The organism is Undibacterium sp. 14-3-2, from assembly GCF_016595265.1.
Lineage (GTDB): Bacteria > Pseudomonadota > Gammaproteobacteria > Burkholderiales > Burkholderiaceae_D > Undibacterium > Undibacterium aquatile.
In genome coordinates this window covers 24,107-48,025 of sequence record NZ_JAENGS010000008.1, presented here as the reverse complement: position 1 = coordinate 48,025, position 23,919 = coordinate 24,107, and the positions used below count along the sequence as shown (strand labels likewise).

At 49.8% G+C, this 23,919-nt stretch carries 22 protein-coding genes; 7 read left to right on the top strand and 15 right to left on the bottom strand.

All coding sequences use genetic code 11. The annotated features are described in order from the left end of the window. Positions 1-49 precede the first annotated feature (49 nt). The 11 genes from Undi14_RS16610 to Undi14_RS16560 form a co-directional block, all read right to left on the bottom strand. Positions 50-523, bottom strand: a complete 474-nt coding sequence (locus tag Undi14_RS16610; protein ID WP_200181673.1) for a MarR family winged helix-turn-helix transcriptional regulator — start codon at positions 521-523, stop codon at positions 50-52. A gap of 109 nt (positions 524-632) precedes the next feature. Next, on the bottom strand, positions 633-2,387 hold the full coding sequence (locus Undi14_RS16605) for a PhoH family protein (protein WP_200181672.1): 1,755 nt from the start codon (positions 2,385-2,387) through the stop codon (positions 633-635). A 116-nt stretch (positions 2,388-2,503) separates the two neighbouring features. Then, positions 2,504-2,980: a peroxiredoxin gene (locus Undi14_RS16600; protein WP_200181670.1), complete on the bottom strand. Its 477-nt coding sequence runs from the start codon at positions 2,978-2,980 to the stop codon at positions 2,504-2,506. A gap of 43 nt (positions 2,981-3,023) precedes the next feature. After that, positions 3,024-3,959: a polysaccharide deacetylase family protein gene (locus Undi14_RS16595; protein ID WP_200181668.1), complete on the bottom strand. Its 936-nt coding sequence runs from the start codon at positions 3,957-3,959 to the stop codon at positions 3,024-3,026. An 11-nt stretch (positions 3,960-3,970) separates the two neighbouring features. After that, positions 3,971-5,011: a bifunctional UDP-4-keto-pentose/UDP-xylose synthase gene (locus tag Undi14_RS16590; protein WP_186883417.1), complete on the bottom strand. Its 1,041-nt coding sequence runs from the start codon at positions 5,009-5,011 to the stop codon at positions 3,971-3,973. Between the two features lie 59 nt (positions 5,012-5,070). Next, entirely contained in the window at positions 5,071-5,985 is a 915-nt protein-coding gene (locus Undi14_RS16585) for a formyltransferase (RefSeq protein WP_200181666.1), read from the bottom strand. A gap of 1 nt (position 5,986) precedes the next feature. Beyond that, positions 5,987-6,949, bottom strand: coding sequence for a glycosyltransferase (locus Undi14_RS16580; protein WP_200181854.1), 963 nt, complete (start codon positions 6,947-6,949; stop codon positions 5,987-5,989). 17 nt (positions 6,950-6,966) lie between these two features. Further along, positions 6,967-8,094: a DegT/DnrJ/EryC1/StrS aminotransferase family protein gene (locus Undi14_RS16575; RefSeq protein WP_200181664.1), complete on the bottom strand. Its 1,128-nt coding sequence runs from the start codon at positions 8,092-8,094 to the stop codon at positions 6,967-6,969. Between the two features lie 173 nt (positions 8,095-8,267). Then, positions 8,268-8,639 carry an SMR family transporter gene (locus Undi14_RS16570; RefSeq protein ID WP_186883414.1) on the bottom strand — a complete coding sequence of 124 codons (372 nt, stop codon included), beginning with the start codon at positions 8,637-8,639 and terminating at the stop codon, positions 8,268-8,270. A gap of 24 nt (positions 8,640-8,663) precedes the next feature. Further along, on the bottom strand, positions 8,664-10,361 hold the full coding sequence (locus Undi14_RS16565) for a glycosyltransferase family 39 protein (protein WP_200181661.1): 1,698 nt from the start codon (positions 10,359-10,361) through the stop codon (positions 8,664-8,666). Continuing rightward, positions 10,358-10,735 (bottom strand): Mth938-like domain-containing protein, encoded by a 378-nt coding sequence (locus Undi14_RS16560; RefSeq protein WP_200181659.1) that lies wholly within the window; start codon positions 10,733-10,735, stop codon positions 10,358-10,360. Before Undi14_RS16560 ends, Undi14_RS16565 begins: the two co-directional genes overlap by 4 nt. Before the next feature lie 309 nt (positions 10,736-11,044). On the opposite strand from Undi14_RS16560, the gene Undi14_RS18485 reads away from it, so the two are divergent. Beyond that, positions 11,045-12,652, top strand: a complete 1,608-nt coding sequence (locus tag Undi14_RS18485; RefSeq protein WP_200181657.1) for a methyl-accepting chemotaxis protein — start codon at positions 11,045-11,047, stop codon at positions 12,650-12,652. Between the two features lie 141 nt (positions 12,653-12,793). Here the strand turns inward: Undi14_RS18485 and Undi14_RS16550 are convergent, their stop codons facing one another. Next, complete coding sequence (locus tag Undi14_RS16550; RefSeq protein WP_200181654.1) at positions 12,794-14,548, bottom strand: methyl-accepting chemotaxis protein; 1,755 nt, start codon at positions 14,546-14,548, stop codon at positions 12,794-12,796. A 332-nt stretch (positions 14,549-14,880) separates the two neighbouring features. Here Undi14_RS16550 and Undi14_RS16545 point away from each other — a divergent pair, with 332 nt between their 5' ends. The 4 genes from Undi14_RS16545 to Undi14_RS16530 all read left to right on the top strand — a co-directional run bounded on the left by Undi14_RS16545 (position 14,881) and on the right by Undi14_RS16530 (position 19,451). Continuing rightward, on the top strand, positions 14,881-16,110 hold the full coding sequence (locus tag Undi14_RS16545) for a pyridoxal phosphate-dependent aminotransferase (protein WP_190478171.1): 1,230 nt from the start codon (positions 14,881-14,883) through the stop codon (positions 16,108-16,110). A gap of 25 nt (positions 16,111-16,135) precedes the next feature. Further along, entirely contained in the window at positions 16,136-17,446 is a 1,311-nt protein-coding gene (locus Undi14_RS16540) for a homoserine dehydrogenase (protein ID WP_200181652.1), read from the top strand. A gap of 170 nt (positions 17,447-17,616) precedes the next feature. After that, a complete protein-coding gene (locus Undi14_RS16535; RefSeq protein WP_200181650.1) occupies positions 17,617-18,858 on the top strand; it encodes an MFS transporter in 1,242 nt (413 codons plus the stop codon). A gap of 263 nt (positions 18,859-19,121) precedes the next feature. Then, complete coding sequence (locus Undi14_RS16530) at positions 19,122-19,451, top strand: antibiotic biosynthesis monooxygenase (protein ID WP_200181648.1); 330 nt, start codon at positions 19,122-19,124, stop codon at positions 19,449-19,451. 194 nt (positions 19,452-19,645) lie between these two features. Here the strand turns inward: Undi14_RS16530 and Undi14_RS16525 are convergent, their stop codons facing one another. The 3 genes from Undi14_RS16525 to Undi14_RS16515 all read right to left on the bottom strand — a co-directional run bounded on the left by Undi14_RS16525 (position 19,646) and on the right by Undi14_RS16515 (position 21,894). Then, complete coding sequence (locus Undi14_RS16525; protein ID WP_200181646.1) at positions 19,646-20,389, bottom strand: NRDE family protein; 744 nt, start codon at positions 20,387-20,389, stop codon at positions 19,646-19,648. Beyond that, positions 20,380-20,703 carry a DUF4936 family protein gene (locus tag Undi14_RS16520; RefSeq protein ID WP_200181644.1) on the bottom strand — a complete coding sequence of 108 codons (324 nt, stop codon included), beginning with the start codon at positions 20,701-20,703 and terminating at the stop codon, positions 20,380-20,382. Before Undi14_RS16520 ends, Undi14_RS16525 begins: the two co-directional genes overlap by 10 nt. A 132-nt stretch (positions 20,704-20,835) precedes the next feature. After that, the gene (locus Undi14_RS16515) at positions 20,836-21,894 is read right to left on the bottom strand and encodes a folate-binding protein YgfZ (RefSeq protein WP_200181642.1); all 1,059 of its coding nucleotides are present in this window, start codon (positions 21,892-21,894) and stop codon (positions 20,836-20,838) included. A gap of 265 nt (positions 21,895-22,159) precedes the next feature. Between Undi14_RS16515 and mltG the strand changes: the two genes are divergently transcribed. Both mltG and tmk read left to right on the top strand, forming a co-directional pair. Further along, positions 22,160-23,146, top strand: coding sequence for an endolytic transglycosylase MltG (mltG, locus tag Undi14_RS16510; RefSeq protein WP_200181640.1), 987 nt, complete (start codon positions 22,160-22,162; stop codon positions 23,144-23,146). A gap of 86 nt (positions 23,147-23,232) precedes the next feature. Continuing rightward, a complete protein-coding gene (tmk, locus tag Undi14_RS16505; protein WP_200181638.1) occupies positions 23,233-23,919 on the top strand; it encodes a dTMP kinase in 687 nt (228 codons plus the stop codon).

Genomic DNA, 23,919 nt, shown 5'->3' with positions numbered 1-23,919 from the left:
TGTTCACAGTTGGTATCGCTGCTAATGAATTTAATTGCCTGTGCAATGATTATTTTGACGACTCTAATAAAGGGCGGTTTGCGAGTGCCTTGCGCAACAGACACTTCAGAAAGCCAAGCTCTTCTTCTGAAAACCCGGTAAAGCCGACGTTAAGAACTTCTTTGTAAAGAGGCGGCAGTTGTGCGGCCATTTCTTTGCCACTCGCGGTCAGTTCCAGCTTAAAAAGCCGTTTATCTGCCGGGTCTTGCGTTCTGAGCAGAAAACCCTTGGACTCCAGTTTATCCAGCGTTCTTTTCATTGCAGCCGAATCGATGAATAAGTCACGCGACAGATCCGCCGCAGTATGGCATTTACCGAGACCCAGCATTAAAAAAACGCTGGCTTGTGAATGTGTGATACCACGCGAACGCAAAGCGCCATCAGCGGCGCGGGATAACATCGTTCTGGTTCTCGCGATCAGATAACCCACGCTGTCTTCGACGTGGCTTACATCAAACTGTAAGGAGGATTTTTCGTCAGTCATTTCATTAAATAATCATTGCTTAGGCAATAGTTTATCTCAGGTAAAAAATAATTGCTGGGCGTAAAAAAAGCGCTGCCGTGGCAGCGCTTAAAAAGTATCTTTGAATTATTTACAAGATTTCACTGGCGTGATCTGCCAGACGTGAACGTTCGCCGCGGGCTAAAGTCACGTGACCACTGTGTGACCATCCTTTGAAACGATCAACGACATAGGTCAGACCGCTGGAACCTTCGGTCAGATATGGTGTATCGATCTGCGCGATATTTCCAAGACAGATGATCTTTGTGCCTGGGCCAGCTCGCGTCACCAGAGTTTTTACCTGCTTCGGTGTCAGATTTTGTGCCTCGTCGATAATCAGAAATTTATTGACAAAGGTACGACCGCGCATGAAGTTCAGCGATTTGATCTTGATCTTCGAACGAATCAGATCCTGAGTTGCAGCGCGTCCCCAGTCACCGGCATCATTGTCTGATTTATTCAGTACTTCGAGATTGTCGTCAAAGGCCCCCATCCATGGAGACATTTTTTCTTCCTCAGTACCTGGCAGGAAGCCGATGTCTTCACCAACAGGCACGGTGACACGGGTGACAATAATTTCGTTGTAGGTTTTGGTTTCCAGTACTTGCGCCAGACCAGCAGCGAGCGCGAGTAAAGTTTTACCAGTGCCGGCCTGACCCAGCAGGGTGACGAAATCACATTCAGGATCCATCAGCAGATTCAGTGCGAAATTCTGTTCACGATTGCGGGAAGTGATACCCCAGACACTATTCTTCACATGGCCATAGTCGCGCAGAGTTTGCAGTACGGCGGTTTTACCGTTAATTTGTTTTACCTGACCATAAAATGATGCCTCACCATTATTTGGTTCAAGATAAACAAACTGATTGACCAGCAATGATGGAATTACCGGGCCAGTGATACGATAAAACGTGGTGCTGAGTCCGTTTCTGTTTTCTTGCCAGGTTTCTATACCTTTGCCATGTTTATTCCAGAAATCGTCAGGCAGCTGTACGATGCCGGAGTACAGTAAATCGCTATCTTCCAGAACATGGTCATTGAAGTAGTCTTCTGCTGGCAAACCCAACGCACGCGCTTTGATGCGCATGTTGATGTCTTTCGACACCAGTACGATAGGGCGTCCCGGAAATTCCTGTTCCAGTGCCTGCACGACGCCAAGAATCTGATTATCCGCTTTTCCTTGCGGCAGGCCGCGCGGCAACTCTCCGACTTGCAGCTTGGTCTGAAAATACAGATGACCCTTTGCTTCTTTATTGCCTAATTTAGATAAGGGAATCCCTTTTTCTATATCCTGATGGTCGATGTCACCAACCAGCGCGTCGAGAGAACGAGAAATCTGGCGCGCATTGCGCGCAACTTCCGACATCCCTTTCTTATGATCATCAAGCTCTTCCAGCGTGATCATAGGCAGGTAAATGTCATGTTCCTCAAAGCGGAATAAAGACGTAGGATCATGCATCAGGACATTGGTATCGAGTACAAATAGCTTGATGATTCCTGATTTGTCGGCAGCACGGCTGATGCTCGATTTAACGCGGATATCAGGAATTTTTGCTTCGGTAACAGCGGTAGTTGCTGGCGTAGCAATCTTTGCTGCTGCCGGTGCTGGTGCCGGTATTCGGGTCGCTTTGGCCGGTGCTGTTTTTTGCGTTGAACGAGGACCGGCTTTTGGGGTGGCAACAGGTGTCTGCGCTTTCTTTGCAGTGGCTGCCTGATTTTCAGCGGCTCTGGTTTTTTCAGTGTGGGCGACTTTTACCGCTTTGCTTGGCTTACCTGATTCCGCTTTTGGGTAGTCTTTTGGTGACAATAATGCTGCGGGTTTGGTCGGCATTTTTGGTAATGGCATGAATACCTCAATCAAAAAGTGAGAGCTGTAAAATCAAAAAGCCGCTGTGGCGACCCCAGCTGATTGCTGGTTTTGCCCCTGGCGGCTTCTAAGTATAGAAAATTGGTAGAGTTCAATTAGGTTTTTGCGCTCACGAATTCAAGTACTTCATCAACGTGTCCTGCTACTTTGACACCTCTCCATTCTTTCACTAATTTACCTGTGGCGTCAATCACAAATGTGCTGCGCTCTATGCCGCGAGCCTGTTTGCCGTACATGTTTTTCATTTTCATGACGTTAAACAGCAAACACAAGGTTTCGTCAGGATCGGATATCAGTTCAAATGGCAGATCGAGTTTCTTCTTGAATCCTTCGTGCGAACGCAAGCTATCCCGGCTGATGCCAAAAATTTCTGTGTTTGCTGATTCAAATTGTAGATATAAATCACGGAAAGCAATGCTTTCGGTGGTGCAACCCGGGGTGTTATCTTTGGGGTAGAAATAAATCACCAGATTTTTACCCGCGTAATTACTTAAGTGAAATTCCTTGTCGCCTGTCATGGCAGCAGAAAATTCTGGCACCTGGCAATTCAAAGCGGAAAGCGTGTCAGCCACTGTAATCTCCTTGGTTAGTGGTGGAGAAGGTGTTGCTGGCAGACTATATCAGGGCAACCAGTTCTCCGGATCTTCCAGGTAAGCTGGCCCATGAAAGGGGATATGTCGGCAATTCTTTATCTTTGATAACGTTAAAATAGTCAGCCATAGATATGCAACGATAACCTTGCTTATGCCAGCCTGTCAGCAATTCCTCGAATATGGGGGCGAGTTTTTGCCCTTCAAGTTCTGCATGTAAGGTAAATACATGGTCTCGCAGATTTTTTGTCAGATCCAGTATGTGTGCTGCAATTGTCGAACTGGTCAGCTCCTGACTGTTCACTGTTCGTCCCAGCAATTCATCCAACGTAGGCAGGGTTGTCGGCATTTGTATGCATGACTTTACCTCGTTACCTACTTTTAAACGGTAAGGGCCTGCTTCTGGATTGGCAAGGCTGCCATCGTCAGTCAACATGGCGCGGCCATCAGAAGCGTATTGCATTCCAAATTGATCAAGCTGGGCAAATGCGTGTGCATTCATTTGCCAACCGGCAGCTCCGTGCGTTGCTGGTGTATGACCAAAAATCTGCTGAAATTTCTGCTGCGCTTGTTGCATCTGACCGCATGTCCAGTCTTTGCCGCGCTGCCGGACATTGTCGTGCCAGACGACGTGATCCCAGGTGTGGATGCCACACTCAAAACCGGCATCAGCAACTGCACGCATTTCTGTCGTGCAGTTACCGATGTCCGGCGCAGGTAAGAGCACGCCATACATCAGGGTTTTGATGCCGTAATGTTCTACAACCGAAGTGCGGGATACCTTTTGAAAAAACCCCGGGCGAAATGCCCGGCGCAAGGCCCAGCCGGTATGATCTTTTCCCAGTGAAAACAGAAAAGTTGCTCCAGCCTGATGTTGCTTGAGTATCCGCACCAGATTCGGTACACCTTCCTTAGTGCCGCGAAAGGTGTCGACGTCGATTTTCAGAACGATGTTCGGCATGCTGATCCGTATCAGTCCATCAGCGAACGTGCTTCAGCAACTTGCGAACGATAAGCATCAAAAATATTGCGCATCGTATCTTTCATGTCGGTCGTTGGTGCCCAGCCCAATTCTTCGCAAGTATTGGTGATTTTTGGGACGCGATTTTGTACGTCCTGATAACCTGCACCGTAGTAAGCGCCGGATGTCGTTTCAGTCAGTTGTACTTTTTTCGCTGTTTCTGCGTATTCAGGATACTCGGCAGCGAGTGTCAGCATCATGTGGGCGAGTTCGCGAATCGAGTAATTATTGGATGGATTACCGATGTTGTAAATTTTGCCGGACGCGACACCATTTTTGTTATCGATGATGCGCATCAGAGCGTCGATACCGTCGTCGATATAAGTGAATGCACGTTTTTGCGCACCACCGTCTACCAGTGAAATGTTCTCGCCGCGAACAATGTGACCGAAGAACTGCGTAACTACACGTGAGCTGCCTTCTTTTGGTGTGTGAATATTGTCCAAACCGGCACCGATCCAGTTGAACGGACGGAATAAAGTAAAGTTCAGACCTTCCATGCCATAGCCCCAGATCACGCGATCCATCAGCTGTTTCGCGCAAGAGTAAATCCAGCGTGGCTTGTTGATTGGGCCGCAAATCAGTTCTGATTCTTCAGGATCGAATTCTTCATCGTGACACATGCCATACACTTCAGAAGTCGAAGGGAAAACCAGGTGCTTACCGTATTTCGCAGCCGAACGCACGATAGGCAGGTTGGCTTCAAAGTCCAGTTCAAATACGCGCAGCGGTTGTTTCACGTAAGTGGATGGTGTCGCGATCGCGACCAGCGGCAGAATGACGTCGCATTTTTTCACATGATATTCGACCCATTCTTTATTGATGGTGATATCGCCTTCAAAAAAGTGCATGCGCGGATGGTTGATCAGGTCGCCCAGACGCTCGGTTTGCATATCCATGCCGTAGACTTCCCAGTCTGTCGTTTCCAGAATACGTTTGGACAGATGATGACCGATAAAACCGTTCACGCCGAGAATGAGGACTTTTTTCATGGTGAGTTCTTCTTAAATGTAAATGTTGGGCTATGCCGTATGACGCAGTCTGATTGTGATCAGGCCGCCCCTGTCAATTGTTTCAATTCGTTGACCGGGATAGGTTTTCCATCGCAGTGCAATTCAATTATGCGCAATGCTTTACCATCGCCGCATACGCCAAGGGCGACATTATCTACTACATGCAAGCCTGTCGGCAAATTTCCGGTCGGTAAATTGGATAAACGTGCTTTTTGAATAATGAAATGATGCCCTGACTGCTCGAAAAATGCCCCAGGATAAGGTGGCGCGACAGCACGGTGCAGGTTATATACCTGTTGAGCTGACTGCGACCAGTCTATCCGGCCATCTTCAGGTTTGCGTCCACCGAAATAACTGCCTTCGCTGAGTTTGTTTTCTAATGCTTTGTATTCGCCACTGATCAGGCCGGGCAGGGCGTACCAAAGCGTTTGCTCAGCGGCGACAGTTAATTTTCCGAACACTTCATAGGCAGTGTCGTCCGGCAGAATAGGCACGGCTGTTTGCGCAATAATTTTGCCAGCATCCGGTTTGGCCGCCATTTCATGCAAGGTGGCGCCCGTTTCCGTTTCGCCGTGCAGAACTGCCCAGTTAACCGGGACGCGACCACGGTATTTAGGCAATAAAGAGCCGTGCAGATTGTAGGCGCCGCGTTTCGCCAGCGCGAGCAGATCCGTTGGCAACATGTGGCGATAATAAAAGCTGAAAATGAAGTCAGGCGCAATCGCGGCGATACGTTGCGCCAGGTCGGCGGATTTTGGATCTGCCGGCGTGATGCTCTCAATTCCATGTTCCTGACATAAAGCGGCGACAGACTCAAACCAGATCGTTTCTGTTGGGTTGTCTTCGTGCGTCACGACCAAAGCGATATGAATGCCACGGGCGAGCAGGGTTTTAATGCTGCGTACGCCGACGTTGTGGTAGGCAAATACGACGGCAGTGGGCTGGGTACTCATGTCAGTTTTCCTTCGCTGCAGCAGGCAGGTCTTGCAAAATCGTTTGCACCACGTAACGCGGACGACCGCGCACTTGCTGATAAATACGGCCGATATATTCGCCGAGCAAGCCTATGCCGAACAGAATTACGCCCATCAGGAAAAAAGCAATGGCAAACAAGGTGAACAGACCTTCGGCTTCCGCGCCAAAAACGAAACGGCGTATCAACAGCAACGTCACCAAACCACCCGAAAGCACCGATAGCAACATACCGAGCACAGAAAATATCTGCAAAGGCATGATGGAAAAACCGGTCATCAAGTCAAAATTCAGACGTATCAGACTGTACAGTGAATACTTGGATTCACCCGCTGCACGCTCTTCATGTTCGACCACAATTTCTGTCGGTTTGCGTGAGAAGGTGTAGGCGAGGGCAGGTACGAAGGTGTTAACTTCGCTGCATTGATTAATCAGATCAATCACGTTACGACCATAGGCGCGCAGCATATTGCCCTGATCGGTGATTTTGATGCGGGTGATTTTTTCGCGCAAGCGGTTCATTGCTTTCGACGCATAGGTGCGCCATGCAGAATCCTGACGCTTACGCCGTATTGAGCCCACGTAGTCATAACCTTCACGCATTTTGTCGACCAGCGCGCCGATTTCTTCCGGAGGATTTTGCAAGTCAGCATCCAGCGTGACCACGATCTCACCACGTGTGGCTTCAAAGCCAGCCAGAATCGCCATGTGCTGGCCGTAATTGCCATTGAACAGCACGACGCGCGTGACGTCGGGGCGAAGGCGGAACTGGTCGGATAACATCGCCGCGGTGTTGTCGCGGCTGCCATCGTTGACGAAGACAATTTCATAGCTGATGCCGCGCGCTGCCAGCGTATCGAGAGCCGGATAAAGGCGGCTGAACAACTTGGCGAGGCCTGCTTCCTCGTTGTAAACAGGAATGACCACTGATAGTTCGGGTTTCATCATAAGGCGTGCCAGATTCAAAGAAGGCGGGATTTTACCGCAGACACGACGCGTTCGACATCGGCTTTTGTCATGGCAGGGAACAATGGCAAGGTCACGATCTGACTGCCGACACGTTCTGCAATCGGGAACATGCCTTCTTTGAAGCCACGGGCGCGATACATGGTGAATAAATGAATCGGACGATAGTGGTAGCCGAGGCCAATCTTCACATCCAGCATTTGCTGCATGAAGACCGCGCGGTTCACACGTTCTGGCAGCACAATATGGAACATGTGCCAGTTGGAGTTGGTGAAATCTGCGACCGGCAACTCGGCGCCCGTTTGTGCTTCAAAATCAGGGCCGAACTGCTCGAAATAATATTGCGCCAGTTCTTTACGCTTGGCATTGAATTCCGCCAGATGCTTCATCTGACCGAGGCCAATTGCTCCAGCGATATCGGTCATATTGAATTTTCCGCCCAGCAAATCAACGTCAATCCCATCAATGCCGCTGCGGGTCACGCCTTGCAAACGATATTTTTCGGCGAGGCGCGCTTCTTCTGCGTTGTTCAAGACCAGGCAGCCACCTTCGCCGGTCATGATGTTTTTATTGACCTGAAAGCTGAACGACACAAAATCGCCAAACGAACCTATGCGTTTCCCTTTCCAGGTCGAGCCTATGGCCTGCGCCGCATCTTCGACCACGCGCAAATGATATTTATTGGCAAGTTCGTAGAGCTTATCCATGTCGCAAGGCAAGCCGCACATATGCACGGGAATAATCGCTTTGGTGCGTGGTGTGATCGCAGCCTCAACCCGGTTCAGATCGATGTTATGCGTTTTCGGATCGATATCGACAAACACTGGCGTCGCACCAGTTTCAATAATCACACTGGCGGTGGCGACCCATGAATTTGGCGTCGTGATCACCTCATCACCAGCGCCGATACCGGCGATGCGTAAAGCGATTTCCATGGTGCAGGTGCCGGAGTTGAAAGTACGTACCGGACGACCACCAAAGTATTCAGATAACTGTGCTTCCAACGCCTGTACTTTAGGCCCGCTGGCGAGCCAGCCGGAGCGCAATACTTCCGTGACGGCTGCAATGGTTTCTTCATCTATGCTGGGTTTGGTGAAAGGCAAAAATGCTAAAGAGTCGCTCATATTGATCCTTTAATTGCGTCTGAGACGCGTATGTACTGCATGTTTGGTACGTATTGATGCTGTATCAGTCTAATTATACTGGGTGGAGTATATCCGGATGCCGCTTTGTTTTCGCCGACAGTCAGGCGATTTTTGCGCATACTCCCCTAAATTCCATTAATTATCTCTTCAAATCAGCTCTTCATTAATAAAGCAACGCCAATGATGATGATGCCGATTGCCAGCATGCGTTGTAAGCTCATGACTTCGCCCAGGAAATACCAGGCGCCGATCGCATTGACGATGTAACCGATCGATAGCAGAGGGTAGGCAATCGTCACCGGAATACGCGACAAGCCAATAATCCACACGACAACGGACAGACCATAACACGCCAGCCCGCCAATAATCGGCCATTGGGTTGCGATCTGTACGCCGATATGGAACCAGTTGCTGGCATTGACGTGGATTTCGCCGATTGCGTTCGTGCCTTTTTTCAGCAGCAGTTGCGCTAACGCGTTCAACAGAATGCCGGTAATGATGAAACCGAAAGTATTGATATTCATTATGGTTCTTGTGTTTTTTATTCTTTAAGGGTGAATCGTCGCGATAATCACGCGGCGCGGATCTTCACCAATCACGCGCATCGGCAGGTTTTGCTGTTGGAATTCCTTATAGATATCCGTGCGGACAATCGCAACAGCCGCTTCGCCGCGCTGATTATGGGCACGCCAGCGCGCAACGAAATCAGCGCGATCAGGTATCCATAATTCGGGTTGCTGCTTGAGGCCGAATTCCATTTCATCCGGAAATTCTACCAGTGTCAGCGTGCGTTCCAGATAAAACGGCAGCGCCTGCTCATAACGCCCAACTGCATACAATGGCGTATCCGGTTTCGTCAGTTCGGCTTTCATGGCGGGAATATGCGCCGAGCCAGCGATGTATATCCCCCACGGATCGTGACCGAGGAAGGCGACTTGCCCGGCGATAAATCCGGCACTCGCCAGCAGAATAAGCGCCCAGTCTTTGCCAATATTGCCTTTACCCGCTGCGTACCATGCTGCCAGACCACCAAGCAGCGTCAAGCCCGCAGCCACGTACAGCCACGCGGCATAGCCCTGATACAGAGGAATTTCAAATGCATTCGAGCCAAGTCCCGCTGCTTTATTTACGAAGAGCAGACCCGTCAGCCCTAACAGCGCGAACAGGATGGCAGCGATTTTTAAGGCGCGCGCCTGACATTGATCGACGTAGAAGGCTATCAGCAAGGCCAGTGCCGGGAAAATCGGCAGAATATAGCCTGGCAATTTAGAGCCGGAAATGCTGAAAAAGAAAAAGAAAAACACTGCCCAGACCAACAGCAATTTACGCGGTTGAAAACCATGAGATTGCTCTTTCACGCCTGTCCATAATCCCTGCAATAACACGCCCAGCCAGGGCACGATACCCAGCAACAGGAAAGGAAAAAAGTAATACCAGGCACCGCCACGGTTGTGCACGCCACTGGTGAAGCGTTGAAAATGTTCGTGAATGAAAAAGAAGTGTGGATGTTCTGGATTTTTCAACGCAATTAAAATGAACCAAGGCGCAGTAATCGCAAAAAACAGAATCAAACCTTTGCCCATATGCAGGCGTGTCCATAACGCCAAGTCTCTGGTCAAAAGGGTGTAGATCACCAGCACGGCGCCAGGTAACACAAAACCAATCAAGCCTTTCGACATCGTTGCCAATGCCATTCCAGCCCAGCACACCAGCATCGCGTTGCGGCGTTCAGTGTCGCTGACGCCATCGCGTTGCCCGACTAACAGGCCGCACATGCAGAGCACCATCATGCCGGATAAACCCATGTCCAGCGAGTTGACGTGACCCATGCCCGCCCAGTAAAAGCTGGAACCCAGTACGAGTGCCGCGATAATCCCGACACGACGGCTGAATAATTTATTTCCGGTATAAGCGACAGAGGCAACACCGATCAGGCCGCACAGCCCGGTCCATAAACGTGCCTGCCAGTCGCCGAGGCCAAACACTGCAAAGGTCAGGGCATTCATCCAGTTTTGCAGCGGTGGCTTCTCGAAATATTTGATGCCGTTCAGGCGCAAAGTGATCCAGTCACCGGTTGCCAGCATTTCGCGCCCCATCTCGGCGTAGCGGCCTTCATCAGTCGGCACCAGGGTTCTGGCACCCAGCATATAAAACCAGATAATCAGGAAACCAATTGCCAATGCCCATAAAGTGCGCGGTGAGTCGAATGGTGATTGTGCGTTCTGCCCTTGATTGTGCAAATTCATGTGTTCTCCATCACCATTGCGAGCGCGACTTTGCGGCCTTCCGCCATCAGAATGTTATAGGTGCGGCAAGCTGCCTGATTATCCATACATTCAACACCGATGCGCTGCGCTGTCAGTGCTGCAATCAGGCGTGGATGGATGAAGCGTTGTTTGTTGCCCGTGCCTAAAATCACGACATCGGGTTTGGTCGCATCTATTTGCGCAAAATCATCAGCGCTCAGGGCGTCAAAGCTGCTGACCGGCCAGACGACAGGCTTTGCTTCGGGTAAAACAATCAGACTATGACGATACAGAATCGCGTTGATTTCAACGCTGTCTTGTTCGTAACCTGTGATGGTTTGATATTGTTGTGTCGGTGTGGAATGCAGCTTCATCTTTTCGTTCTGTCTATGAGGTAAGCCATGTGAGTGCGGCATTGTAACTTTTTTTAACAGAGAGTTCTTTGCTTTCACCTTGCTTGCGCCATCCTTACTGCGCGTCAAAATCCCTCGTCTGAAAATATCTTGCGGAAAACTTGCACCATCATGAATCACTATTGTGGTAAAGCCGCATTTTTTACGATCTTTAAAGAAAATCTCAGACGCCAATCAATGCGATGTTGCTGTTTTCTGTTACGCTGATTTTGTGGCTTTTTGTTGTTTTTATGATATCTAAAATAGGAATCATCTTTCACGGAGGAAGTGATGTGGAATATTTCGATACGCGCGCGTCTTAATTTTGCGATGTACGGACTTGGCACCTTATTACTGCTGATCGCTATTGGCGGATTTATGGGAGTGAGGAAGTCAAATCAGTCATTGCAAACGGTCTACGATGACAGACTGGTGGCAGTTGGTCAGCTAGATATCGTGATACGAGCCATTCTTCGCAATCAGATCGAACTGGCCAGCGCCTTGTCCGTTCCGCCAGAAGCAATCCCATATTACCTTGATGAAGTCAAAAAAAATAAGGCGATAGCAGACAAAGAGTGGGCTGATTACATGGCGACGTATCTGACGCCGGAAGAAAAATTGCTGGCCGATCAGTTTGTGCAAAGTCGTTCGCGGTTTCTGGAAAAGGGACTGGTGCCGACGGTGAAAGCCTTGCAGGACAAAGATCAGAAAACTGCAGCCGAATTATTCCAAGGGTTCGTAAGGACTGAATTTGAATCGGTCAAAAAAAATATGGATGCGCTTTTGGCATTGCAACTGAGAGTGGGAAAAGAAGAATATCTGGACAGTCAGGCGAATTATCAGCGTTTTATCTGGGTGGCAGGATGTATTGTGACGCTGGGGCTGCTGGTTGCCATTGGTATGCGTTTCTGGTTGGTGCGTTCGATTTCTGAGCCGTTGAACCGCGCCGTGGATTTTGCGGATGCGATAGCGGGTGGGGATCTGACGCGTCAGATCCGGATTGATTCCCATGATGAAATCGGCGGATTGCTGCTCGCATTACAAAAGATGAGTCATAACCTCCAGGAAATTGTGCGGAAGGTCAGGCACGGAACCGAAACAATTACCACAGCCTCGACAGAAATTGCCAACGGTAATTTAGACCTTTCCGCGCGAACTGAGGCACAGGCAGGGTCGTTAGAGGAAACGTCTTCGTCTATGGAAGAACTCAACTCTACTACCAGACAAAACAGTGATAATGCGCGTCAGGCAAATACCCTTGCTGCGTCTGCCTCCGCCATCGCAACCAAGGGTGGGGAAGTGGTTTCCCGCGTGGTCGATACTATGGGTTTCATCAATGCGTCATCGCAGAAGATCGTCGATATTATCAGCGTCATTGACGGTATTGCTTTTCAGACGAATATCCTTGCGCTGAATGCCGCCGTCGAAGCGGCGCGCGCCGGTGAGCAGGGCAGGGGATTCGCAGTTGTGGCATCGGAAGTGCGCAACCTGGCGCAGCGATCTGCCGCAGCCGCCAAGGAAATTAAAACTCTGATTACCGATTCGGTTAGCAATGTCGAACAAGGTAACCGACTGGTCGCCGATGCGGGCAATACGATGCAAGAGGTGGTCAGCAGTGTTCGGCGGGTGACGGACATTATGAGTGAGATTACGGCCGCCAGTCGTGAGCAGGAAATCGGAATTGAGCAAATTAACGAGGCCTTAATTACGATGGATGGCGTGACTCAACAGAATGCTGCGTTGGTGGAGCAGGCTGCGGCCGCGGCCAAATCGCTACAGGATCAGGCCGAAGAACTGGAGCGGGTCGTCAGCGTATTCAAACTGCAGCATCAGCAGGTGGTAAACACGGCTGACGGGCGCGCTCCGCATAACCGGAAGCTTACTTTACTCGCAGGCTGAATGACGCATTGAATTTATCTTAATCGACTTAAAAAAACAGACCGGACATCATATGTTGACCGGTCTGTTTTTTTCATTGTTTTCCTTCGCTGGGATTCCGCTCATAAAAAACTCAGCAATCCCATTGATCTCAGTAATTCATCAGAACTCTTCCCATTGATCGGCATCCCCTTTCTTTGGTGGCGCCTGCGTTGTCAGCGTTTTCTTTGCTGGTAAGGTTTTTACGATGTTGCGTGCTGTCTGACGCGGTGGATTTGCCTTGCTGGCTGGGCGTACCAGTTTAGGTTTCGGTCTGGCTGTACTACTGCTGCTGATGGGCGTGGCAGTTTCATTTTTTAATTGAAAGATACTGACGGCACTCAGTAAATGCGCCGACTGTTCCTGCATCGCTGCGGCTGCAGCAGCTGCCTGTTCCACTAAGGCAGCATTTTGTTGGGTGACGTTGTCCATTTCAACGATGGCCAGATTTACCTGGGATATACCTGCACTTTGCTCGGTGGTTGCTGCAGTAATTTCCGCAATAACATCGGTTACTTTACGTACGCTTTCGAGAATATCGTTCATCGTTTCACCTGCCTGATCGACCAGCTGGCTACCGTGATTGACGCTATCTACAGAGTCATTTATCAGCGCTTTAATTTCTTTTGCTGCTGTTGCGGAGCGTTGTGCGAGGTTACGAACTTCCGATGCAACAACCGCAAAGCCGCGTCCCTGCTCACCTGCGCGTGCTGCCTCGACGGCGGCATTTAACGCCAGGATGTTCGTCTGGAATGCAATGCTGTCAATCACGCCGATGATGTCAACAATTTTTTGTGATGAGGCATTGATGACGCCCATCGTGGAAACGACTTCTGCAACGACAACACCACCTTTCTTCGCCACATCTGACGCACTCAGAACGAGTTGATTTGCCTGGCGTGCGTTATCGGCATTGTGCTGGACGGTGCTGGTCAGTTCTTCCATTGATGATGCAGTTTCTTCGAGTGAGCTGGCTTGTGATTCGGTTCGGGATGATAAATCCATATTTCCTGAGGCGATCTCGGTAGACGCGCTGGAAATCGCTTCTGTCCCGGTACGTACATCACCGATAATTTTTGCGATACTGTCACGCATCGCCTGTATCGAGTACAGCAGGCTGGACTGGTCGTTGGCTTTCAGCTGTATATCTGCCGTCAGATCACCTTCCGCAATTTGTCGGGTGATTTCTGCGGCATAAGCTGGTTCACCACCGAGTTGCGACAACAGTCCTTTTGCGATCAGTAATGAAATAAGCAATAAGATGCCAGTGAGTATTGCAGCTCCGACCGAGGACGAAAGCAGTCTTTCATAAAATGTGGCATTAACGGAATCGATATAAACACCCGAGCCTATGACCCATCCCCAGGGTGTAAAACCCTTAACGAACGACACTTTTCCCACCGGAGTCTCACTACCAGGTTTTGGCCACATATAGAAAACAAATCCTTCGCCGTGGTCTTTCACCGTTTGTACCATCTCGGCAAAAAAACGTTTTCCGGTAGGATCTTTGTTTTCGGACAAATCAGTGCCATCGAGCGCAGGTTTAATAGGATGCATGACCATGCGATTGTTTATGTCATTGATCCAGAAATATTCGTCTGTCCCATACCTTAATGCCCGCACAGCATCTTTAGCTGCCTGTTTCGCGTCGGCTTCCGACATTTTGTTTTTGCTGGACAGATCGTAGTAATGCGCGACGAGTTTTTCAACGGTTTCTACCGTTTGCCTGACATTACTTTCACGTTCATGCAGAAGCATGGCTTTTTCGGAAAAAAGAAACAGTCCTGTTAAGACAATAATGCCTAACACCGCACTGAGGATAATGATGCGTAGCTGTCGGGCAATGCTCAGCTTCTGAATAACTGATAGTACTGACATGGTGTCTCCAATCAAAAAAATTTAGTTGCTTTAGCACATCTTTGCCAGTTTTGATACTACTCCGCTTTTGTAAAATGGAATAAATAATTAACAATCTGTGGCAATTGACATTTAATTTCGAATATTCCACTGTTATTGATCTTGGGTTGATGTGAAAAACATCAATTCTCTGCATGAAATCACGGTTGTGACATGGTTTTTTCGAAAACGAATTGATCAAACAGGACGCACTGTGCAAAAATGTTCCGTTTCGCAATGCAGCAAAAGTAGATGTCGTTTAAATGTCTGTGACTTTGCTGGCTTGCATGCTTATCGATTAAGGATATTTTTCAGTGCGCCCGATACAGAAATCACAAAAGTTAGCGAACGTTTGTTATGACATCCGTGGACCGGTGCTGGAAAAAGCCAAGCAGATGGAAGACGAAGGGCACAAGATCATTAAGCTCAACATCGGCAATCTGGCCGTGTTTAATTTTGATCCGCCGGATGAAATCGTGCAGGATATGATCCGCAATATGCACAATGCTGCGGGCTATACCGATTCCAAAGGTATGTTCGCGCCGCGTAAATCCATCATGCACTACACGCAGGAGAAATTTATTCGCGGCGTGACGATAGAGGATGTTTACATCGGCAATGGTGCATCCGAACTGATCGTGATGGGTATGAATGCTCTGCTCAATAGCGGCGATGAAGTGCTGGTACCGGCACCGGATTATCCTCTGTGGACTGCGGCTGTGAGTTTATCAGGCGGCAATCCTGTGCATTATGTCTGCGATGAAAGTGCCGACTGGATGCCGGATATTGACGACATCAAGAGTAAGATCACACCGAACACGAAAGCGATCGTCGTCATCAATCCGAATAATCCTACCGGTGCCTTGTATCCGGTCGAGATTTTGCAACAAATCGTCGAAGTCGCCCGTCAGCATCAGTTGATCGTGTTTGCCGATGAAATTTACGATAAGACTTTATACGACGAAGCCGAGCATGTTTCGATTGCTTCGTTAGCAGATGACGTGTTGTTCCTGACGCTCAACGGCCTTTCTAAAAACTATCGTTCTTGCGGCTACCGTGCTGGCTGGATGGTGGTTTCCGGTGAAAAGCGTCACGCTAAAGATTATATTGAAGGCCTGAATATGCTGGCCTCGATGCGCTTGTGTGCGAATGCGCCGGGACAGTTTGCAATTCAGACGGCGCTGGGCGGCTATCAGAGCATCAAGGATCTGGTCGGCCCTGGCGGTCGTTTATTGCGCCAGCGCGATCTCGCGCATAAGTTGCTGACGGCGATACCAGGTGTCAGCTGCGTCAAGCCAAAAGCAGCGTTGTATATGTTTCCGAAACTGGACCCCGAGATTTATCCGATCCGGGACGACCAGGAGTTCATACATGAGCTGCTGACCGAGCAGCGTGTATTGTTGGTGCAGGGAACAGGTTTTAACTGGATCAAACCTGACCACTTCCGGGTGGTATTCTTGCCAAACGCGGATGATCTGACTGAAGCATTCGGACGTATCGATTATTTCCTTGAGGGATATCGTAAGCGTCACGGTACTAATTAATTCCAATTTACTGTTTAAAAATCATATGAAACCCATCAAAGTAGGTCTGTTAGGTATAGGCACTGTCGGTTCCGGCACTTTCAACGTCTTGAAGCGTAATCAGGAAGAAATTACGCGTCGCGCTGGCCGTTCAATTGAAATTGCGATGGTGGCAGATCTGAACATTGAGCGGGCACGTGAACTCACGAATGGTGAAGTGGAAGTCGTCAACGATGCCAATCTGGTTGTGAATAATCCGGATATCGATATCGTGATTGAACTGATCGGCGGTTATGGCATCGCCAAAGACCTGGTGTTGAAAGCGATTGCGAATGGCAAGCATGTGGTGACTGCAAACAAGGCATTGCTGGCAACGCATGGCAATGAGATTTTTAAAGCGGCGCAGGAAAAAGGCGTGATGGTTGCTTTTGAGGCCGCAGTCGCCGGTGGCATTCCTATCATCAAAGCGCTGCGTGAAGGGCTGACGGCCAATCGTATTCAATGGATCGCTGGCATCATCAATGGCACAACGAATTTCATTTTGTCGGAAATGCGTGACAAGGGGCTGGACTTCAATACTGTGCTGAAACAGGCACAGGCATTGGGCTACGCGGAAGCTGATCCAACCTTTGATATCGAAGGTGTGGATGCGGCGCATAAAGCGACCATCATGGCATCGATTGCGTATGGCATTCCTATGCAATTCGATAAAGCCTATGTCGAAGGCATCACCAAGCTGGAAGCCAGCGACATCCGTTATGCCGAAGACCTTGGCTATCGCATCAAATTGCTGGGTATTACCAAACGCACACCGGAAGGCATAGAGTTGCGCGTGCATCCGACGCTGATTCCTGAAAAACGTCTGATCGCCAATGTGGAAGGGGCGATGAATGCAGTGCTGGTGCAAGGCGATGCCGTCGGTGCGACCTTGTATTACGGTAAAGGTGCAGGTGCAGAACCGACTGCTTCAGCGGTGATTGCCGATCTGGTTGACATCACACGTCTTGCTACCGCTGACCCTGAACATCGCGTGCCGCATCTGGCGTTCCAACCGGCCGCGATCAGCGATCTGCCGATTTTGCCGATGTCAGAAATCGTCACCAGCTACTATCTGCGCATGCATGTCGAAGATAAGCCCGGCGTGTTGGCAGATGTGACCCGCATTCTGGCTGATCTGTCGATTTCTATCGATGCGATGCTGCAGAAAGAGCCGGGCGAGGGTGAAACCCGCACCGACATCATCATCCTGACGCACCAGACTAAAGAGAAAAACATCATCGCGGCGATAGGAAAAATCGAAGCACTGGCCACTGTCACTGGCTCAGTTATCAAGCTGCGTCTGGAAGAGTTGAGTTAAGTTACACCGCATAAGATTATTGATGACTGTCACCACGAAATAGCCGTCATCGCAGGTGTCGCACAGAAAAAGCGCGTTCATGAAATAATGAGCGCGCTTTTTTTTTCGGTCTGATCCTTGATCCGATGCGGACGCATAGACGATGAACTAAAACAGAAAGAGACGTGCAGGTGAAAGCTTTTTCGCTCCCCAGATTGCTGGCGTATGGCTTGTTTGGCTTTCCACTGGCCTTGCTCGCCTTGCCGATTTACGTCTACGTGCCACAGTTTTATGCCGAGCGTTTCGGCATGTCGCTGAGTCTGATTGGCTCTGCACTGTTGGTCTCGCGTGTGCTCGATGCTTTTTTTGATCCGTTGCTTGGCGCCTGGATAGACAAGCGTCCGGCGAATCAGGGATACGGGCGCTTTATTCTTTATTCTCTGCCGCTGCTGATTCCTGGTTTTTACGCACTGTTTCATCCGCCAGCGGCAACGATGGTGACGCCAATTCTCTGGTTTTTCTGTGCCTTGCTGATGGTGTATGCCGGATTCAGTCTCGCCAGTATCGCCTTTCAAAGCTGGGGCGCCGCGCTGACCCAATTGCCCGGTGAGCGTCTGCGCCTGACTGCGACACGTGAATTATGCGGCGTCGCCGGTGTCGTCACTGCCGCTTTGTTATCGCAATTCGCTGATATTTCGTGGCTGTCTGCGGTGCTGATCTGTAGCTTGCTGATCGCCACCTTTTCGTTGCTGCGTTTTACTCCTGACATGGTCAATCGCCATCAGGATCAGCAAAGTAGCCTGCGTTGGCGTCATTTGTTCTCGAATCCATATTTTCGCTCATTATTTCTGGTCTTTGTACTCAATGGTATTGCGGCGGCGATTCCAGCCACCTTGTTTTTATTTTTCGCCAAAGACCGGCTGCAACTGGCAGCGCATTCCGGTGTGTTGTTGCTGCTGTATTTTGTCGCTGCCGCGATGTCACTGCCGTTGTGGGTCAGAATTGCGCAGCGCATCCACGAAAGTCGCGCATGGTTGCTGGCGATGTTGTTATCGGTGCTGAGTTTTATCTGGGCTTACAGTCTGCAAGCGGGCGATCTGACTGCCTTCGCGGTGATTTGCGTGTTATCCGGTCTGTGTCTTGGTGCGGACCTCGCTCTGCCGCCCGCCTTGCTGTCGGGCGTGATACGCCAGGCGGGGCATAGCGAACGCTATGAGGGGAGCTATTTCGGCGCGTGGAACTGGGCCAATAAAATGAATCTTGCACTCGCCGCAGGTTTGTCGCTGCCTTTGCTCGACTATCTGGGTTACACGCCGGGCATCAGCTCCGGCAGCGGATTGCAAGCACTGTCATTTGCCTACGCAGTCTTGCCCTGCGTGCTCAAGTGCCTGGCTGCTTTGGTGTTGTGGCGAGCGCCGTTGCGTAAGGTTTGATTTTGCAGTCGCTTTCACGTTTCGACGACCGTGTTTGTTAATCTGAGGTCGGCAATTGCTCGTGCATGTTTAATATCCGTTGGGACTGCGGGCGACTGTAACGTATTTTCCTAAAATCAAGCAATCGCGAGAATTTTTAGGGGATTAAATTCCCATATTGTCTCGTAAGCAATGATGCTAAGATAATATTTATACGTAGCTCAAGCCTTTTAGCTCCGTACGAATGAAAAAACCTACACACCAAAACCAATATCGCCATTTTGATGAAAAATCCCAATCCTCCCGAATTTATCGTCCTCTATCGCTGTAAGATCAAGCCAGGCATGGAGGATCAGTTTATTGAAGGCTGGTCGCAAGGTACTGCACTTTTCCGAGAAATGGGTTCATTAGGTTCACGTCTACATCGGGGTTCAGATGAACTCTGGTATGGGTATGCTCAGTGGCCAAGCGCCGAGGCACGTAGCGATGCGTTCGGGAGGTCTCTGAATTCACCTTGGTTTGCTATGATGCATGAGGCAATTGAGATGTCGCTTCCAGAAATTATTCTCGAACCAATCTCAGACTTCCTTGTGTTACCGATCGCAGCAAATTGAGCTGGAAGTCTAAAACGTAAAGCGAAAAGTGAGCTACATTCACGCGAGAATAATCAAAGCGATATGGCCTAACTGTTCATCAGCGAAGATGTCTACGATATATTGAATATTAGTAGGAACGTTGAGCTTGGTTCCTACCTGCATCGTTTCATTCTTTGATCTAAATTCATCTTAAAACCGAAGCCATTGTAAATTCAGCGCAGGATTTTTTCGTGGAACTCTGCCGGGTAATCCTGGTGCATTTTCACCAGCGTTGAGACGCGGGTGCCGTAGTTGGGTGAGACGATGCAGGGCGCGGAGAGCAGGCGTTCCATTTCAAACGAGACGCCAGTATCCGGCAGGCGGCAATCGGGAGCCGGATTCGTATTGGCCAGCATTTCGAAGAACGCGTCTTCTGGTGCAAGCTGGCAGAGAAGGCTGCAGAATTCTGCTTTCGTCTTGATGACTTTGTGCCAGCAGGTGTCGAGCGCCGCATTTGAAATGCCGTAAATGCCCGGCGCCAGTGGTAGGCCGTTACGCGGATCATCGGTGTGGCGGTTCGAAAACCAGATCAGGTCTTGCGCGTCACCGACGAGCAGGTTAAAGCCATTGTAGTGATCGACCTTGCCGCGTAATTGATCGACATAATCCTGCGCAGCCATGTCATTTTGCAGATAGTCAGAAACAAGAGCTCCACGCGAAGGTGCATCGTCACGTTTTTCAGAAGGCGCGCGGACGTTGGTGATGGCGGCAAATTTTCTGGCGGGCGCATCGGCTTGCGGGCTTTGTATTCCCAACCAGGTGCCCCCGGATTGCAGATCGCGCCCTGCATAAATCTGCGGATGATCTTGCCACCAGCCTGCGGGCGCCGCCGGGCGGTCATAGAATTCATCGCGATTGGCTGCGACCAGCAGCGGCGTGGCGGGGAGTAACTTCCATGCAAAAACGATCAGGCACATACATCTACATCCAAAAAATATTCAGTACGACGTTCACTGTACTGCAATTCAGCTAAGCCCGTTTGCTGCACCAGTTTTTCCAGCAGCGCGGAAAAATCACCGGGCACATTCGCGTACATCTCCATCCAGGTGTGCAGATCATTCGCAGATTCAGGGCGTCGTTGCAATTTCCCCCTGATTCCCAATCGCGCCAGTACGAGTTGTTGCAGGGATTTTTCTGCCGCGATCACTTTTTCCTCCAGCGCGGTTCCGGCTTTGAAATAAATATAACAATCCATCGTGTGTTTTAAGGAAAAAGGGGGAGTATCTGCCAATTTACCGCTAATGTCCGCATAGAATAAGGGCTGTAAAAAATACTCCGGGGAGTATATTTTTTCCTTGAAATCACTTTTCTGAGCTTGTTTTGCGCTTATTTTGGGCGGACGAGGTCTGGATAAACGGCAGATTTAACGCGTGATATCGGTGATCTCGTAGGGTAATGGCAAGAGTTGTGCCAGCGGGCCATCAATGCTGCCACAACGGATCATGCCGCTTTCCTGATCTGCCAGCGTCATTTCGATTAAAGCCAGACTATTGTTCTCATTGATTTGTTCCGCATTCACGATCACGCCGCAGGGCTGTTTGTTTTCGCCAGCATTGGTATCGTCGCCATCGTTGACATGAAAGACATCCATGCCGTCCGTCAGCCCGGCCGCCGGAATCTGCGCCAGCGTCATGCGGCGTTTCAGCTTGCCCAGGTACTGGCTGCGGGCAACGATCTCCTGACCCGGGTAGCAGCCTTTTTTGAAATTCACACCGCCGACCAGTTCAAAGTTAATCATTTGCGGCACAAATTTTTCCTGCGTATGTTGATTGATGTGCGCGATGCCCGCCTGAATCTCACTCAGATTCCAGTCGGCGGTATTGGTCGGCTGTAATTGTGAGCTGAGCGAGCCCCAAATCGCACCGGCGTTCTCAGCAGGACAGAACCATTGATAGCGGGCGACGTTCAGCACATCGGCACAACGGATCAACGTGCCGTATGTATTGCTGACATGCGCGTTGACCACAGGTAGAGCTGGAAACCAGTTGGTCAGCACCTTTGCTGCCTGTGCGCCGCCGAGCGCGAAACTGACATACTGATCGGTGACATCGTTGAGTTTTACCTTGGCGCGCAGAACAAACATGGACAATCGTTTTTGTACCGGTGCCTGTATAGATTTGGACAGTTGTAAAACGATCGCTGCATCGGTCTTCCAATATACAAAGCTGGCCAGCATCCGCCCCTTTGCTGTGCAATACGCGGCGCGGCGAACTTCACTCGCGGACAAATGTTCTACGTCATTGCTAAGCTGGTTGTGCAAGAAGCTGGCGGCATCGTCACCGTCGGCTCGAATCAGGCCGGTATCCGGCAGCAGTGTCACGAAGCCATCTTGAAATGCTGCCTTGTTCCAGACCGATGCTTGTCCGCTGAGTTTGCCATCGTTGATCTGTAGATGCTGTTGTTCTGTAAATTCTTGCCACATGATTAGATTTACTTTCTGCTGAACTGAATGAAAACCGACGGCATCTGCGCTGTCTGCGCGCGTTGCCTGCTGACGGTATTTTTGATGAATTATAGTAGCCTCAGCAAATCTTGGTGCAGCAGGCGCATTTTTTGCTGCCCGACAACGGCAGGATCAGAGAATAGCCTAGCGACTTGCGTTACACTACGCGCCTCAGATTTAATTGGCATATGATTTCCGCCATCTTTTTTTTCGCCATCGTTCCGCTATCAACCCACGCGCTTGTATGAGACTGATCAAAACTCTTTTTCTGTTGTGTCTATTGTCAGGCGCCGCTGCAATTGCAGGCTTTATTTACTGGACTGAGCAACCGATAGCGCTGACGTCGGCATCCGTCGAATTTACGATCAAACCCGGTAGTGGCGTTCGCAGCGCAACGAAACAGATACAGGAAGCGGGCATTCCATTGCCGCCGTTTGCATTTGAAATGCTGGCACGCGTGACGGATAAGGCGAATAAGCTCAAGGCAGGTTCTTACGAACTGCTGCCAGGAAAAACCCCGGTTGAATTGCTGGATAAAATCGTCAACGGCGATTTTTCACAAAGCTCGGTCGCGATTATTGAAGGCTGGACCTTTGCACAAATGCGCAAGGTCATTGATGCGAGCACGGCATTGAAACACGATACCAAAGGGCTTTCGGATGCAGAGTTGATGAAAAAAATCGGCGCTGAATTTAATGCGGGCGAGGGCATGTTTTTTCCGGATACTTATTTATTCGCCAAAGGCAGCAGCGATATTCAACTGTATCAGCAGGCGTATGCAAGTCAGCTAAAGCGTTTGAATGATGCATGGGAAGCGCGTGCCGCGAATCTGCCTTATCAATCGAAATATGAAGCGCTGATCATGGCATCTATCATCGAAAAGGAAACCGGTCAGCCGTCGGAACGCGCACAGATTGCTTCGGTATTTGTGAATCGTCTGAAAACCGGCATGTTGTTGCAGACCGATCCAACGGTGATTTACGGCATGGGTGATAAATATCAGGGCAAGATTTATAAGCGTGATTTGCTCACAGATACGCCGTACAACACCTACACCCGTGCCGGTTTGCCGCCGACACCGATTGCCTTGCCCGGCTTGGCATCGATTACGGCAGCCTTGAATCCGGCGCGCAGCGATGCTTTATACTTCGTGGCACGCGGTGATGGCACCAGTCACTTTTCAGAAAACCTGAGTGAACATAATCGCGCAGTGAATAAGTATCAACGCTAGAACTGTGACAGTAGCAAAGTAAATAACGACGCCAATGAATGTCTGTCATCGCTGATAGTAATTACAAATACCAATAAAAAGAAAAAATGAAAGCAACTGGAAAATTTATAACGTTTGAAGGCATCGATGGTGCTGGTAAATCGACGCATATTGCGTATGTCGCCGAGCGACTCAGACAGGCGCTGTCGCCACGCGGTGTTGAGGTCATCAGCTCACGTGAGCCTGGTGGAACGCCTTTAGGCGAAACCTTGCGTGAAGTATTGTTGCAACAAAAAATGCATCTTGAAACAGAAGCGCTGCTGATGTTTGCAGTACGACGCGAACACATCGCACAAGTCATCCAGCCTGCGCTGGAACGCGGCGACTGGGTTATTTCAGACCGTTTCACCGATGCGAGTTTTGCGTATCAGGGCGGCGGCCGTCATTTGTCGCTCGATAAGCTGAACGCTCTCGAACAATGGGTACATCCGGATTTGCAACCCGATCTGACCTTGTTGTTTGATGTGCCGCTGGCAGTGGCGCGCGCACGTCTGGATGCGACCCGCGAACTGGATAAGTTTGAACAGGAAAAAGCGGATTTTTTTGCCGATACCCGCAATGAATACCTGCGCCGTGCGGCAGAATTTCCTCAGCGTTTCCGTATTATTGATTCCACCCAAAGTATCGCTGCTATCCGTGATGAACTCGATGGCATCATTGATGCGCTGTTATTGTCTGCAACAGAACAGAATCAAGTAAATCAGATTCATCAAGTAAAAACGGGTAACGCCTGA